At 41.8% G+C, this 14,220-nt stretch carries 15 protein-coding genes; 5 read left to right on the top strand and 10 right to left on the bottom strand.

Going from position 1 to position 14,220, the window contains the following annotated elements:
* Positions 1 to 70: 70 nt before the first annotated feature.
* Positions 71 to 985, bottom strand: a complete 915-nt coding sequence (locus tag AB3351_RS00395; RefSeq protein ID WP_371145131.1) for an NADP-dependent oxidoreductase — start codon at positions 983 to 985, stop codon at positions 71 to 73.
* Positions 986 to 1,142: 157 nt separating this feature from the next.
* Between AB3351_RS00395 and AB3351_RS00390 the strand changes: the two genes are divergently transcribed.
* Positions 1,143 to 2,024: a LysR family transcriptional regulator gene (locus AB3351_RS00390; protein ID WP_371145130.1), complete on the top strand. Its 882-nt coding sequence runs from the start codon at positions 1,143 to 1,145 to the stop codon at positions 2,022 to 2,024.
* A 37-nt stretch (positions 2,025 to 2,061) separates the two neighbouring features.
* Here AB3351_RS00390 and AB3351_RS00385 read toward each other — a convergent pair whose 3' ends face one another.
* Both AB3351_RS00385 and AB3351_RS00380 read right to left on the bottom strand, forming a co-directional pair.
* On the bottom strand, positions 2,062 to 2,841 hold the full coding sequence (locus AB3351_RS00385; RefSeq protein ID WP_371145663.1) for a DUF4097 family beta strand repeat-containing protein: 780 nt from the start codon (positions 2,839 to 2,841) through the stop codon (positions 2,062 to 2,064).
* A 159-nt stretch (positions 2,842 to 3,000) separates the two neighbouring features.
* Positions 3,001 to 3,420 (bottom strand): MarR family winged helix-turn-helix transcriptional regulator, encoded by a 420-nt coding sequence (locus AB3351_RS00380; RefSeq protein WP_371145129.1) that lies wholly within the window; start codon positions 3,418 to 3,420, stop codon positions 3,001 to 3,003.
* Between the two features lie 237 nt (positions 3,421 to 3,657).
* Between AB3351_RS00380 and AB3351_RS00375 the strand changes: the two genes are divergently transcribed.
* Positions 3,658 to 3,858 (top strand): hypothetical protein, encoded by a 201-nt coding sequence (locus AB3351_RS00375; RefSeq protein WP_371145128.1) that lies wholly within the window; start codon positions 3,658 to 3,660, stop codon positions 3,856 to 3,858.
* Positions 3,859 to 3,921: 63 nt separating this feature from the next.
* On the opposite strand, the gene AB3351_RS00370 is transcribed toward AB3351_RS00375, so the two are convergent.
* Complete coding sequence (locus AB3351_RS00370) at positions 3,922 to 4,509, bottom strand: PepSY domain-containing protein (RefSeq protein ID WP_371145127.1); 588 nt, start codon at positions 4,507 to 4,509, stop codon at positions 3,922 to 3,924.
* A gap of 392 nt (positions 4,510 to 4,901) precedes the next feature.
* Here AB3351_RS00370 and AB3351_RS00365 point away from each other — a divergent pair, with 392 nt between their 5' ends.
* Complete coding sequence (locus tag AB3351_RS00365; RefSeq protein ID WP_371145126.1) at positions 4,902 to 5,294, top strand: RidA family protein; 393 nt, start codon at positions 4,902 to 4,904, stop codon at positions 5,292 to 5,294.
* 243 nt (positions 5,295 to 5,537) lie between these two features.
* Here AB3351_RS00365 and phaZ read toward each other — a convergent pair whose 3' ends face one another.
* The 4 genes from phaZ to AB3351_RS00345 form a co-directional block, all read right to left on the bottom strand.
* Entirely contained in the window at positions 5,538 to 6,395 is an 858-nt protein-coding gene (gene phaZ, locus AB3351_RS00360; protein ID WP_371145125.1) for an intracellular short-chain-length polyhydroxyalkanoate depolymerase, read from the bottom strand.
* A 903-nt stretch (positions 6,396 to 7,298) separates the two neighbouring features.
* Complete coding sequence (gene glmS, locus AB3351_RS00355) at positions 7,299 to 9,134, bottom strand: glutamine--fructose-6-phosphate transaminase (isomerizing) (protein ID WP_371145124.1); 1,836 nt, start codon at positions 9,132 to 9,134, stop codon at positions 7,299 to 7,301.
* Positions 9,135 to 9,217: 83 nt separating this feature from the next.
* The gene (locus tag AB3351_RS00350; protein ID WP_371145123.1) at positions 9,218 to 10,045 is read right to left on the bottom strand and encodes an alpha/beta fold hydrolase; all 828 of its coding nucleotides are present in this window, start codon (positions 10,043 to 10,045) and stop codon (positions 9,218 to 9,220) included.
* A 439-nt stretch (positions 10,046 to 10,484) separates the two neighbouring features.
* A complete protein-coding gene (locus AB3351_RS00345; protein WP_371145122.1) occupies positions 10,485 to 10,661 on the bottom strand; it encodes a hypothetical protein in 177 nt (58 codons plus the stop codon).
* A 152-nt stretch (positions 10,662 to 10,813) separates the two neighbouring features.
* Here AB3351_RS00345 and AB3351_RS00340 point away from each other — a divergent pair, with 152 nt between their 5' ends.
* Positions 10,814 to 11,836 carry an acyltransferase family protein gene (locus AB3351_RS00340; RefSeq protein ID WP_371145121.1) on the top strand — a complete coding sequence of 341 codons (1,023 nt, stop codon included), beginning with the start codon at positions 10,814 to 10,816 and terminating at the stop codon, positions 11,834 to 11,836.
* A 36-nt stretch (positions 11,837 to 11,872) separates the two neighbouring features.
* Here the strand turns inward: AB3351_RS00340 and AB3351_RS00335 are convergent, their stop codons facing one another.
* Positions 11,873 to 12,304 (bottom strand): hypothetical protein, encoded by a 432-nt coding sequence (locus AB3351_RS00335; RefSeq protein WP_371145120.1) that lies wholly within the window; start codon positions 12,302 to 12,304, stop codon positions 11,873 to 11,875.
* Between the two features lie 491 nt (positions 12,305 to 12,795).
* Between AB3351_RS00335 and AB3351_RS00330 the strand changes: the two genes are divergently transcribed.
* Positions 12,796 to 12,972 carry a YjfB family protein gene (locus tag AB3351_RS00330; RefSeq protein WP_371145119.1) on the top strand — a complete coding sequence of 59 codons (177 nt, stop codon included), beginning with the start codon at positions 12,796 to 12,798 and terminating at the stop codon, positions 12,970 to 12,972.
* A 56-nt stretch (positions 12,973 to 13,028) separates the two neighbouring features.
* On the opposite strand, the gene AB3351_RS00325 is transcribed toward AB3351_RS00330, so the two are convergent.
* Positions 13,029 to 14,093 carry a DNA polymerase Y family protein gene (locus AB3351_RS00325; protein WP_371145118.1) on the bottom strand — a complete coding sequence of 355 codons (1,065 nt, stop codon included), beginning with the start codon at positions 14,091 to 14,093 and terminating at the stop codon, positions 13,029 to 13,031.
* Between the last annotated feature and the right edge of the window lie 127 nt (positions 14,094 to 14,220).

Raw genomic sequence — 14,220 nt, 5'->3', positions numbered from 1 at the left:
TATGCTGACGCAAACAATTGCAGCTATACATAAAAGCCCCCTAGTCTACTAGAGGGCTTTATCATTACTTTTAGTCAATGGTAAGGACAACTTTTCCCCGGCCGTGACCACTTTCGATCTCCCGGTGGGCGTCCGCAGCTTGGTCCAGTGGAAATGTCTTTCTGATGTGGATGCGCAATTTTCCTTGTGCATATAAGTCGACAAGTTCAGTGAGCCGCTCGACAGATCGGTTGCTGCGAATGAGGCGGACCCCCAGTTTTTCTCCCAGGTCAAATGCAACGATCGTCCCAATGCGATCTCTGTCCTGGACAAGTTCTACCGATGCAAGCAGAGCTGCATCCCCAGCGGCATCGAAGGCAGCGTCTACTCCCTTTGGTGCATAAGCACGGACTCTGTCTACAAGCCCCTCTCCATACGTAACAGGCAGCACGCCAAGCGAACGGAGGTACTCATGATTGCGTTCGCTTGCAGTACCAATGACAGTCGCTCCCCAGGCACGCGCCAGTTGAACAGCAATCGTACCGACACCTCCAGCAGCGGCATGTATCAGCACAGTATCGCCTTTGCCAACCCTTACTACCGATAGTGCAGTATGAGCTGTCTGTCCAGAAGCGGCTATTGCCCCCGCCTCTTCCCAAGACATGCTGGTGGGCTTATGCACAATCTGATCAACACTAACTACAACAAATTCTGCATAGCAGGCCAGTAAAGCCCATCCAATCACTTCATCTCCAACTGAAAAGTCTGTACCTTCATCCCCGACTTGATCAATAATCCCTGCAAACTCGTTGCCAAGAATTTGTGGATACCGTACTTCTAGACCGGGTGGTGTCCAGCCGCTGCTGCGTACCTCTGCATCGAACGGCTGTACCCCGGCAGCTTTAATCCGTACACGTACTTGGCCAGTGTTTACCTTTGGGTTTTCAAATTCCATTACCTGCAAAACGCTCGGAGGGCCAAAAGTAGACATTGCTGCGGCTTTCATCTATGCAACTCTCCCTTATTAGATTTACATACCTTTTCCATCCAAAGTCTGAATTGTATGCTTGCATATGTTATCTTATAATGAATTATTAATGATGGATAATATATCCTTTTATATCTATATATAACCTTTAGTATATGAATAGAGGAGGAACAAGATGGAACTGCTGCAGCTACAGTATTTTAGAAAGGTCGCAAGATTAGAACATATGACGAAAGCTGCACAAGAACTTCATATCGCTCAGCCCGCTCTCAGCAAAACAATCTCTCGGCTCGAGAAGGAATTAGGGGTACCGTTATTTGATCGCAAAGGAAGGCACATCTCTCTCAACGAGTACGGAAAAACATTTTTACATAAAGTAGAATCGGCATTAACCACTCTTGAAGAGGGCAGAATGGAGATTCAGGATCTCGCAGGAATGGAGCAAGGACGTATTTCTGTAGCAACAACCAATCATAAATGCTTTTCTGAGATCATTGGTTCATTTATTATTTCAAACCCGCATGTAAAACTTCAAATTACGCAAGCGTCTGAGAAAGAAAAAGTGCAGCAGCTGCGAAACGGGGACATCGACTTTTGTATTACATTCCCTCCTATTGAAGAGGCGGGAATCGAGGGATTGGCCTTCCCCAGCGAAGAAATCTTACTGGCTGTTCCCCATACACATCGATTTGCAAATCGAAGGAGCATTACCCTACGTGAACTTTCCGATGATCCTTTTATCTGCATAAAACAAGGGAATTCATTTCGCAACATGACGGATGAATTCTTTCGAACGGCCGGGTGTAATCCAAATATAATGTGCGAAGTTGATGAACATGCAGCAGTTATTTATTTCATTCGTGCGGGAATTGGGGTTGGTTTTTTACCGGAAACTTTAATAGAAAAAGGGGAGACATTTTATCATACATTGCATATCGACCAGCCTGTTTGTCAACGCACCTACCAAATCGCTTGGCTCAAGGGACGCTATCTATCTTTGGCGGCACGAAATTTCCGAGACTTTCTTGTCCGGGATTTTACCGACATGCTACGGTAAAAACCACACCCTTTACCCTGCATGCCTTGTTATAGTATTAATTAATTTCTATATTTCCTACTAAGACCGATATATTTAGTTTTGTTTCATTATTTGGTGTATTATTAATTACTTCTTTCCCTGGTCCTTTATTGGTAATATTTAATGTACGCTCTTTAGAAAAAATCTTGCCATTTTTAGTCGAAATATTTAATCCTATATCATCCGTTTTTGTCTCTTTAGGTAACTGAACGTTTACATTGCCATTAGAAATTTTAATATTGTTTTCTCCTTTCATACTTTGGAGGACTAGACTCTTTAACGAGCCTACTTTATTTCTAATAGTAATTTGTCCATGTACTTCTCCTAAAGTAATGGAACCATTCCCCGCTTCAACATGTAGAAATTCTCCTTGGAAGCTATTCATGCTAATCCCTCCTACATCTGAGCTAAGGAATAGCCGACTAGCTCCCGCAACACGGTCTACATCAACATTTCCATTTTTTGTTTCTAAGTGAATCTCATCTAACGAACTAGGTGGTATGTTTAAATGTATATCCCCTCTGTGTCTTTTACCAGGCAGCATTTTCTTCCATCCATTATTAAATGTACGTACAGTAATAACAGCTTTGTCCTTATTGTAAGTAATATCAATATTCGGCTTTCCAAATACAGTTTCTTGCCCTTGAAAATCAATAAATAAATCTGGTTGAGTACTGACTACCTTAATGTTTGAAAAATCGGATTGCAGCACAATTCCATTGACATTTTCTATGTTTGATCGGTATTCGAAGTTACTTTTAAAACTGTTCAATAAACCTAGAACTGCTAGTGTCATCAAAATGATCCCTCCTAATATAAACTTCTTTTTCCGCATTTTTCACAGCTCATTCCTTCATCAAAATATATTTTACTTATTCAAATAAATACTAAGTAAAATATATAAAAAATCAATTATTACGTCAACAATAAAAAACAGATCATTGTATGATCTGCTTCAAATGGTCTCTTCGATATTTTTAAACAAGTGATTTATCTCTGATAAGGAACTGGCTATAGTCTGTAGCTGTTTAAGGGAGAATGTAGAAAATATTTGATCCACTTTTTCTCCTCCTTTTTTTGTTAAGGTAACTCTTACAACTCTACGATCTTCTTTTAATCTTATTCTTTCAACAAAACCCAGTTGTTCAAGCTTATCACACATTTTAGTTGCAGCACCTGGCGTTAAGAAGAATGTATCTGCAATTTCCGTGATTTTTAAAAACCTAAACAATTTAAGATGCAATAGTAAAAGCACTAAATTGTCAGAGATACCTTGATTATGAGTAAGCAATTTTATAAAACGATTCGACTTAACTTGAATATTAAACATTTCCTCCATTAAAGCTCGAATGGAATCTTCCTTATTCTTATCCATAAAAACATCCTTTACGCTTGATTGATTAAAATATATAGCAATTATATATTTTAATCAATCAAGCGTACAATAGTAATAATCCTGTATTGTACAAGATTGTTGACTCTCCTCCAACACGAGAGAAGGAATAGGTAAAGGATTACCTTCATCTAAAAATCGGTATTAAAAAAGAAACACTACATTTAACGAAATATTACGATAACATAGGCGTTGAATGTTTTCAGAGGAGGTGTAAAAATGAGAAAGACAAAAAAAGTTATCATGGCTTTGGTACTTGGCTTACTGCTTGTAATAGGAATATCACCAAACCAGGCTTCTGCTGCCTGTAATGGACACGGTTTTGTTAATACGTACACTCCAGTTTATGATTTTCCTGGGGGGATCTTATTGATATATATCTGCCTGAAGAAGACACGTCTGTACATGGAAATATGTTAGATAACGGATGGACGTATAGATGGAATGGCGGTGGGTTTATTCAAAATGAAGATTTCTTGTTTTTCACGTGCGAAGGGACCCCTTAATAAAAGTATTTTTTATTATGTGAACATGTCTCTGAATATATGAAAATACTTGCAAAAAAAGGCCACCATTTAATTCGATAATTTTCAAGCGATGAGTATTTTTAACAAAAATCGTTTTATATTGTTTTTTACCGTTCTGGTCTACAAACAATAAAATACGCTTTCCTTTATGATCTGTGACAGTCTGGATCTTATAACCCTGCACCTTATCAATTTGCTTCGCAATGACATCAAGTTCAGGGTATGATGACCTGTCATCTTTTTTTACAGTGGTCGCCGATTCCTTTGTCAATTCAATTACATCTCCTGTAATGGCGTTAATATCAGCTTCGGCTTCCCCTGTCTTCGTTTCAAGCTCTACCTCGTACACATATTGGTCATTATCTTCCTCCAAGTTAACTTTAGTTACTGTGCCTTTTGCAGCCCTTTCAGCAATTTGAATAGCTTGCTTTTCCGTCATCAGCTTTTTCTCTATGTCTTTATCTTGGTTTGAAGCTGATGTAATACCGAATCCGCTTAGAATAAGCCCTGTTGATAAGGCACTTACCAATAGCCTTTTATTCATACTACTCACCATTCCTTTATTCCGTACGTACCACAGAATAACATACTACATCTTTTTCAGATAAACTAAAGGGGCTACAACTGTTAAAATGAATAGAAACTCCCACGATAAAACCAAGCAAGCGAAACTTAAGTGTTATTCTTCCACATGCTCCTTTCTCCAATGAAAAAGTGTAACCGTAAAAAATAAACGATCCCTTCCCCCTGCTAAAAGAAAAAGCACGGATGAAATCAGATGTTTGACTCGATTTTCACTCATGCTCTAGGGAACAGTTTTATTTTGCTGGGAACCATCATTGCATAGGTACCACCCTTTAGTATAAAATCTCATTCAATAGAGGTTATGTTTTGGATCATAATACATGAAAAATCTTATAGAAAGGGAGGCATTATATGAAAGTCTCTAGAAATCCAAAAGAAATTCACGCACCAGTAGCTCCTTATGTACACCAAATCGAAGTAACCGGACCTAATAAATGGTTAACATTATCTGGACAATTAGGCATGGAAAAAGACGGGAGTGTACCCGAAGATCCAGCAGAACAAATGAAGATAGCACTAGACAATATCAGAAAAAATCTTGAATCTGCTGACATGGATGTTCAAGACATAACCAAGCTAGTTTTTTATTTGGTTGAAGAAATTGACCTCAATCAAAGAAAGAAAATAATTCATGACTTTCTTGGTGATCACCTTCCTTGCATGACACTGATGTATGTAGTCGCATTAGCTGCACCTATCTTTAAAGTTGAGATTGATGCTTGGGCATGCAAAGAAATAACATGATCTACAAGTATTGATTAGCTAGTCTCTTTTCGTAAAGATTGTTGTTATAAAGATACGAAAGAGGGCAATGCATTTTGCTTTGCCCTTGTCGTTTGAGCTTCTTTTTGAATCCTACATGAGTCTGAGAACTATACCCTGCTAATACTCGTTTCAAGTTTAATCCTAGGTAGTAAGCAGATAATACAGGGATACTTCACATTTCAAAAAAATGACAGCCCAGTTAGACGACTCATGCAAATTTTATTAAAGCAGAAATTGATTGATTTCTACTATTGTGTTATTAATATCATCTACTAAAGGAGAATGCCCCGCATTTAAAACTTTATAGATTACATGAATATCGTGCTCTTTCATGTCATTAACAATCTCTAATGTCATAGTTTCTGAAACCATGAGATCATGTTTCCCCCGTAAAACAAGTACTGGGGAAACGATATTTTTTAGATTTCTGGTACCTTCAATAATCCCATTTGAAACTGAGCTTATATTGAATCTATTGGCTGCATCTGCTACATCAATTACATTTTGCTGCTGTAATGCCCCTTCTACATACTTCTCAAATCTTTCTTTCTCTGGTTTATTGATTGGATACACTAAGTGATTCATAGCTGCCTCAAAAAAAGTTTTTTCTCCTTTAGTTTGTGCATGTAACATTCTATTAATCATAGGATCAGAAGCAATTTTCTCTCTGGATTGAAGTCTTTCTCCATCAGGATTATAGGCTGGATACCCACGAGTGGACATAGAAGCAAGCAGTATTAATTTATCTACTCGGGTAGGATAATTAGCTGCAAATTGCATGGCCACTCCCCCACCATTTGACCAACCCATTAAATGAAAAGTAGTAAGATTTAATTCATCACAGAACAACTTGATATCTGTAGCAAAATCATTAAATGTTTTTATGGGTTTGTTGTAAGTAGATTTCCCGTAACCACGCAAATCAGGTGCATATATTGTATAATTAGATGGTAATTGTTCAATTAACAAATCCCATTGATCTGAAGATGCCAAATTACCATGAAGCAGCAAAAGAATATCTTCTCCACCATTCTTTTTTTGATAAAAAAGCGTCTCGCCATTACTTAATGAAACCTCCATACTGTTCCCCCCTTATCAAGCATTAGCTTGTTCACTATTCTATTTCCCTTTACCATATTCCACTCTCTTCTTGAGTTGTCCTGCCCCGTTAGCAGCATAGCATTTCCGTACTACAAAACGTTAGATGAGTTTGATATACAGGAATAATAGTTCCCTCAGTACAAAGCAACTCAAACAACTGAGGGAGCTTACATAGTTAGAACAAACATATACCTTGAAAAGAATATGCTATTATATTTTTTCTTGGAGAGAGTTATACTTTTATCTAAAGAGCAATATAGAATGGAGTTAAATTTTAAATATGAACTGCTTTAAATTTATTGCTTTTCAATTCATATTATTTGTCATCATTATAGTTTCGAATGTGTATCAGGATAAATACATTAGTAAACCCTTTTCTTACATTGATTTAATAGCAATGAGTATATCTTTACCTATCCATATACTAATCTTATTCTTGATATTTAAGCTATATAGACATTTTAATACTATTCGATTAAGAAATAAGATTTCATTTTCGATAGTATCCTTTAGTTTAGCCTTTTTATTTATAAGTCTATTGGAAAATATTTGGTATGAAATAAAAGGGGAAATGTTGTTTTCCTAATTATTCATAAAAAGGTTTCAAAATATGGTGTATATTTTGCAGGCACCAGACCAGTTCTATCCCCCTCATCCCTTATATATCAAGCCTTGTGGATTTTCTGTGACCTTTCCTTTTCCCCTGTTTTCTTCTCCTTGCTACTTCTCCTGCTAAAAGAAAAAGCACGGATGAAATCAGATGTTTGACCCGATTTTCACTCGTGCTCTAGGAAACGACTTTATTTTGCTGGGAACAATTATTTTTGCCTATTTACCGTTTTTATTTAACAGATACAACACATATACTGTAAAATCGTTCTCCTACTCCACCGTCAAGCTCTTCGCCAAATTTCGCGGGCGATCCACATCATGACCACGCACTTTGCCGGAATAATACGCCAGAAGCTGCAGCGGAATTGCAGCTAAAATCGGCATCAGCAGCGGATGTGTATTCGGAATATACATCACTTCATCCACTTCCTCCGCCAGCAAATCATCACCGATGCGGGTAATCCCTACTACAAAAGCATCGCGCGCCTTCACTTCTTTAATATTGCTGATCGTCTTATCGAAGACACGCTCCTGCGTGGCCAGGGCAATAACGGGTACACCGGGAGTAATCAGCGCCATCGTTCCATGCTTCATCTCGCCTGCTGCATAGGCATCCGCATGAATATAGGCGACTTCCTGTAATTTTAAAGCGCCCTCAAGCGCCAATACATAATCAAGTCCTCTGCCGATCATAAACAGGTGATCTTGATCATCAATTAATTGAGCGAGTTGATCCACAGCATCATGAGTCATAACAAGCGTAGATTCTGTATCCTGCGGCAGCCGCTTGAGTGCTGCAAGCAGCTTCGCATGCTCCTCACCCTCCGCTCTATCAAGCTTTTGTGCCATCCACAGAGCAAGCAGCATAAGCGCTGCAATATGGGAGGTATACGCCTTGGTTGAGGCAACCGCAAGCTCCGGCCCCGCTTTTACATGCAGGGTGCTGTCTGCTTTACGGGCGAGCGAGCTTCCTGACGTATTTGTAATGGCAAGCGTAGGGCATCCCCATTTCTTCGCTTCCCGCAGCGCGGAGAGCGTATCCGCGGTCTCACCGGATTGACTTACAAGCACGACCAGCGACCGCTCGTCAAGCGTGGCGTGCTCATGGATAAACTCGGACGAGTACGAGACTTCTACCGGCAGACCAAGCAGCTGCTCCAATGCTTTCTTGCCGATTGTTCCCGCATGATTGGATGTACCGCTTGCGACGATGTCAATTCTGCGCAGTGTCTGTAGCTGCTCTGCGACCCATAGTTGATCAAGTTCAGGAAGCTCTACCCCTTGCGACGTAAGACGGTCGGCAAGCGTGTCGGCGAGTGCTTTGGGTTGATCGAAGATCTCTTTTAGCATATAGTGCTCATATTCATGAAGCAGCACATCATATACCGACTCATCCGCAAGCGAGTAGGCAGGTTCTACCACGCTTCCGTCCAAGTGCTTGATCGTAACTTTGCCTGGTGTTAGCGTCGCGATCTCTCCATTCTTAATCGGATAGATCTCACGGGTATACGGAAGCAACGCCGGAATATCGGAAGCAAGAAACGCTTCTCTTCTGCCAAGCCCAAGCACAAGCGGATTATCCTGTGATACAGCTACAATCGTATCTGGCTGCGCCTCCGACATGATGGCAAGCGCGAAGGAGCCTTTTAGCATCGGCAGCACTTTCTGCACGGTCATCTCTAGGTCACCTTCATCATATTGTTCAAGCAGGTGCGGAATCACTTCTGTATCCGTTTCTGTTTTAAATGTATGCCCCTCTTTTACCAGCATCCGCCGCAGTTGCGGATAGTTCTCGATAATTCCATTATGTACAACAATAAAGCGGTGATCACAACCCGTTAAAGGATGGGAGTTCACCACCGACGGCGTACCGTGGGTAGCCCAACGAGTATGCCCGATGCCAAGCGTCCCTTGCTTGACGGGCTCACGCAGCAGGTGCGTGCGCAGGTCTTTGATCCGCCCCACTGTCTTTCTGATCTCGATCTGGCTTGCATCCGATACAGCAATTCCCGCTGAATCATATCCACGATAATCCAGCGTATCCAGACAATCGAGCAGAATGGGTACCGCACTACGATTCCCCAAAAAACCTACAATACCACTCATGTATGTCCATCCTTTCTTTCGTTCCTTACTCTTCCATTATAACGAATTCAGATAGACGAATCTATAACATGACGTTTTTTATGTTAGTTTTTCTTACATAAGAAATTCAAAATGTGCTGATTTACCTCTTCTGGTTTCTCCTCATGCAGCAAGTGTCCGCTATCCTCTACAACCACAAGCGTAGAATTCGGCAGTTCACGATGAAGGCGCTGTAAGTGAGCGAGCGGAATCACGCGGTCATGGACACCGGCAAGAATGAGTGTAGAATGATTAATTTCATGGTACCGGGCTTTTTCCTTAGCAAAGTCAAACTCGCGAATAAAACGTTGAAAAGCAGGGCCGCTCTCCTGTGCGAGAATAGGGGCCATCATAAGCCGCATCTCTTCTTCCGCAATTCTCTCCGGTCTATAATACGCTTCACGAAGCGCTGCCCGTATCACCGGTTCTGTCAGCACATGACGGTGGAGCCAGGGACCAACCAGCGGACGATAAGGAAGATAGCTCAGCCAGCGAAATGTACGCGGGATTTCTTCACGGTATGCAGCACTTGCGATGAGTACAAGACGATTGATCCTCTGCGGATGATTGATCGCAATCCGAAGTCCGATCTCACCGCCCATAGAGCTGCCAATATAATCAACCTGCTCAAGTTCAAGCGCATCGAGCAGTTTCAAAAGTGCTTGCTGGTGGTAATAAAGCGAGTAGCCTCTTTTGTTCGGCCGATCAGAGTGTCCGAATCCCCGGAGATCCGGCGCGTACACGGTAAAATGCTTGGCAAGCGCATCAATATTATGCCGCCATGTATACGACGACATACCAAGACCGTGCACCAGCAGAACCGGGGGGCCACTGCCACGGATTTGGCAGTATAGACGAATGCCATCCACCGTAAGAAAGCGTTCGGCTTCCATAATCTCATCCTTTCTACTCATTTATTATGTAGTATATCATTATGTAGTGGTATAGCTTGAGCATGAATAGGATACGCACGCCAGCATAGAAAAAACCGTGTTCGCTTTGGCGGCACGGTTTCTAATTTATGAATGTTACGCTTTTACGTTTACTTTTGCCAAATACAACAGCAGAGCTGGGATAGCCCCAAGCAAAGCACAGATAAGGAGGAAAATCATTCCGCTCATAACAATGAGATTATCGTCCATATTGCAGCACTCTCCTTCATTTAAATTAGTCTATACGCATTACAGAAAGCTACCGCATATCAAGTACATCACAGTATGTAAAAGTATGTATTTTCATTGTAAAACAAGTACATTAATCTTTGGTTACAAAAGTATGATCAATGTATGATCATCAATAAGCAGAAAAGCCCCGGAAGATCCGGGGATATCTCTATTCATGACGCGGATACTTGCTTTGTGATTCGCCACCCGGCTGCAGCTTGTCTATCCGCACAGCCTGCGTATCGGTAGCACTTGCAAATTCACTGTCTTGCTTGCCTGGAGTAGCCTGATTGGTTTGCTGACGTTTGTGATCGAGATTTACCGTATATTTAACACGTTTTGACATGATGCCCACCTCCACCTATAGCTTATCCTACTGACGTCATGCTATTCTGTAATCGGGAAGAAAACATCTAACATTGACTTAGCGAGTTGTATCTGTATACACTTTGCATAGATGGTACAGGAGCAACTTTACAAACAGACGGAGGATGAGACATGTATTCAGATAAAAGACTATTCGCTTCTTTATTTTTCGTGCAGATCGTGTCTTCGTTTCTTGTCCTCGCTGGCCATTACACTGCCGATGTAGATGACTACATTCAGTGGACATTCTGGGAGACGGCGTTGAACCAGATTAGCCGCTACGGCACCGTATTGCTGGCAATCATCACCGGATTTTTTACCGCTCACAGCTTGAGCGGCAAGAAGGTATCGGGCAAGCGTTTCTTCAAAGGCAAAATGAAGTATATTTATATTCCCTTTTTTCTTTCCAGCCTTCTGTATTTTGTGATCCTACGGGAGAGCGTACCTGTACAGTTAAATGACTGGAAAGACATCTTCACCGGACAAACAGCGGGCCATTTATATTTTATCTTTATGCTGTGTCAGTATTATGTATTCGTGTATTTATGTCGACGAATCATTACCAAGCGCACCATTGCGTTTTTCGGGTTGTTTTTCTTAGCCGTACAATATGGATACATTAATATTGTTGCACAAGGTATCGGGGGCTTAGGCGTACGCCACTTCCTGCCTACCTGGATCTTCACGATTTATCTTGGACACATGCTTTATTGGTATCGGGCTTCAATCTTCAAATTTCTTGAACGAAATCAACTGATTTTGGTCGGATTATTGGCTCTGTCCGGATTAAGTATGGTATTCTTCGTTCTGTCGTCGAAACTGTACACAGCCAACCATCTGACATTCGTACTGGCAACATTTGTGACGCTTGTCTCTAGTGCAGCATTTCTAAACTATATTATGGATACCCTGTCCCTACGCTTCCAAAAGGGGCTGACATTCTATATTTATCTGCTGCACCCGGCATTCATTGTTTATGCCAACCGATTTATGAGCAGTAACTTTTCACTGGAGTCGATTTTCCATAACAAGTTCGCCTCGCTGCTCTATCTGTTTGGCATCTATGGCGCAACATTTATCGCTTCCCTTTTCTTGGTGATGCTGGTAAACCGAGGCTTCAGTTGGCTGACAAGCGAACAGAAGCAGACAGCGTAAACAACAAACCCCTTCTGCAATGCAGAAGGGGTTTTCTCATACGATGTATTTATATTTACGAGCAAGAAAACGCCTAGCATATTTCAAAGCCAGATAGCGGCTTGTGCATTCTACAACCTGTGCCGGATATTCATCATGCCGGATAAAAACGAAAATTCCATTAATTTCAACCTGAGGAAACCATGCTTGCTGCTCCTGTCCTTTATAGAAAAATGTTAACTTCTTCGCCCGCGTACGGTGTCCGAACTTCACATTTTTAATTTTCTTCGTTTCTTTGTTAGAAATAAGTTCAAGGATCGGCTCACCAGATCCATAATTAAGGCGTTTGATGAGCGGATATTTCTCATATAACAAATAGGAAACCAGTTCCTGACGCTCTTCACTACCAAGCATCGCCGGGTATTCTTCGAAATCTTCCATCCAAGCGAATGGAGTCTGCTCACTAGTTGAAACCATTTGTGTCTTCACGTCCATCATCCTCTTTTTATGTAATTTCGATATACTCTGCTTCGTTATTACCACAAGAAAGAGATGATGAAACAATTTTTATAGTAATAAAGGTAAATTTAAAACATGGAAGGAGGGAGGAGTGACTAATAAACCTATCTATATCCATAAAGCCGACGATATGCCAACAAGCGGCAGCAGAAGCTACCTTTACTTTTTAACGAATAGTATTTTTTGTTTTTTTATTTATACGTAGTATTTTGGTACTTTAATAGGGATAAACCGTCACCTCATCCGGTTCGATGAATAGAGATTGGATATATTCCTTTTGGTTCATATTTTTGTCCTACCCCTTTTCTTCTTATGCAGCTATAGATCATATAACTATATGAGTTCTGTGAGTATATAATTCGTCTCCCGCTCCCCTTCTTCTTTCTCGCATTTATAATAAAGGAGGATAACACCGATACATACAGTAGGCATAAGACATTGTCTAGAAAGGAGTGCCGCATATGGATATCGCCGCAGTTGCTACCTCACTGAAAGCCGCTTCGCTTAGCACCGCTGTGAGTCTGGCCGTTACCAAAAAAGTTATGAGCACACAGAAAGAAGCAGGCGCCCAAATGGTCGAACTGCTTGAGAAGAGCGTACAACCGCATCTAGGCAGCCGCATCGACGTAAGAGCATAACAAGAAGGCAGGGGAGAAGAGCTGTAGCACGAGGCTCCCTCCTGCATTTCTCTACGCTAAAAAGGAAATCGCAGCTGCTCATATGTCTCATCTGTGAGTTGATGCAGCCGGATGCCAAACAGGCGAAGTGGGCGGGTAGAGAAATACACTTCGTATATGTGCATAGCTGCCCTATAAATTTCTTCAGCTTGATCCGTTGCCACCGTGAGAGCCACACTGCGGGAAACCGCCTGCCGATAATCAAATTTCACTTCTACCACGACAGTTTTGGCCTTTTTTCCCTTCTGCCTTAGCTTCTCCGCCAGTTTTTCACTGAATTCACGCGCCGCTTGAGCAATCACAGTCCGATCCATCGTATCAAAAGCAAACGTACGCGATGAGCCGATGCTTTTCTCTCCTTTTTTCCGTTCTGGATTCACAGGCGATTCATATGTACCGTACGCTGCTCGGTACAAGTATTCTCCCTTCTTTCCAAACCACGCACGCAGTGCATCCTCCGTCTGTGCCGCCAAATCCCCGATTGTATGTATACCTTTGCGCTGCAAACGCTCCACCGTGCTCCGTCCGCATCCATGCAGCGTACCTACCGGCTGCGGCCAAAAATACGTTCGATACTTCTGTACCCCCATCTCTACGAATCCGCCCGGTTTTTTAATGTCTGCACACATCTTGGCAATGAGTTTTGTCGGTCCAGCTCCGATGCTGCTCGGCAGGGATAATTCCCGGTATAGCTTGCTTTGAATATACGCTGCTACTACAGCCGCTGTATGCCCGCGTGAGATCAGCTCCGTAATATCAAGATACGCCTCATCCACCGATGCCACTTCACAGGGAGCGATCCTGCGGAGAAAGCGCATGATGGCTTCTGAATAACGACGATACAGTGCATGATCCGGCTGAACAAATACCGCTTCAGGACAAAGCTTGCGCGCTTCGTAATAACGCATCGTTGTATACACACCCTTCGCCTTCGCATCATAGCTAGCCGCAACTACAATTCCCTTACGCTTTTGCGGATTTCCGGCTACAATAACCGGTACACGGGCAAGTTTCGGATCGTGGCTTTGGTGAACGGAAGCAAAAAACGAATTCATATCGCATAGCAAGATTTTTTTCTCCATCCCATCCGTCCCCTTTTCTGCTCTATTATCATTATAGAACAAGAATATACGTTCGCAACTGTATTCTCTTCCAATATTTCATCGTTTTCATTGTTTCCTCTTCGGTTTATGATGAATAAGCAGCAGC

It is taken from the genome of Aneurinibacillus sp. REN35, from assembly GCF_041379945.2.
In the GTDB taxonomy this organism is placed as follows: Bacteria; Bacillota; Bacilli; order Aneurinibacillales; family Aneurinibacillaceae; genus Aneurinibacillus.
This window is presented reverse-complemented; position numbering and strand designations above follow the sequence as displayed.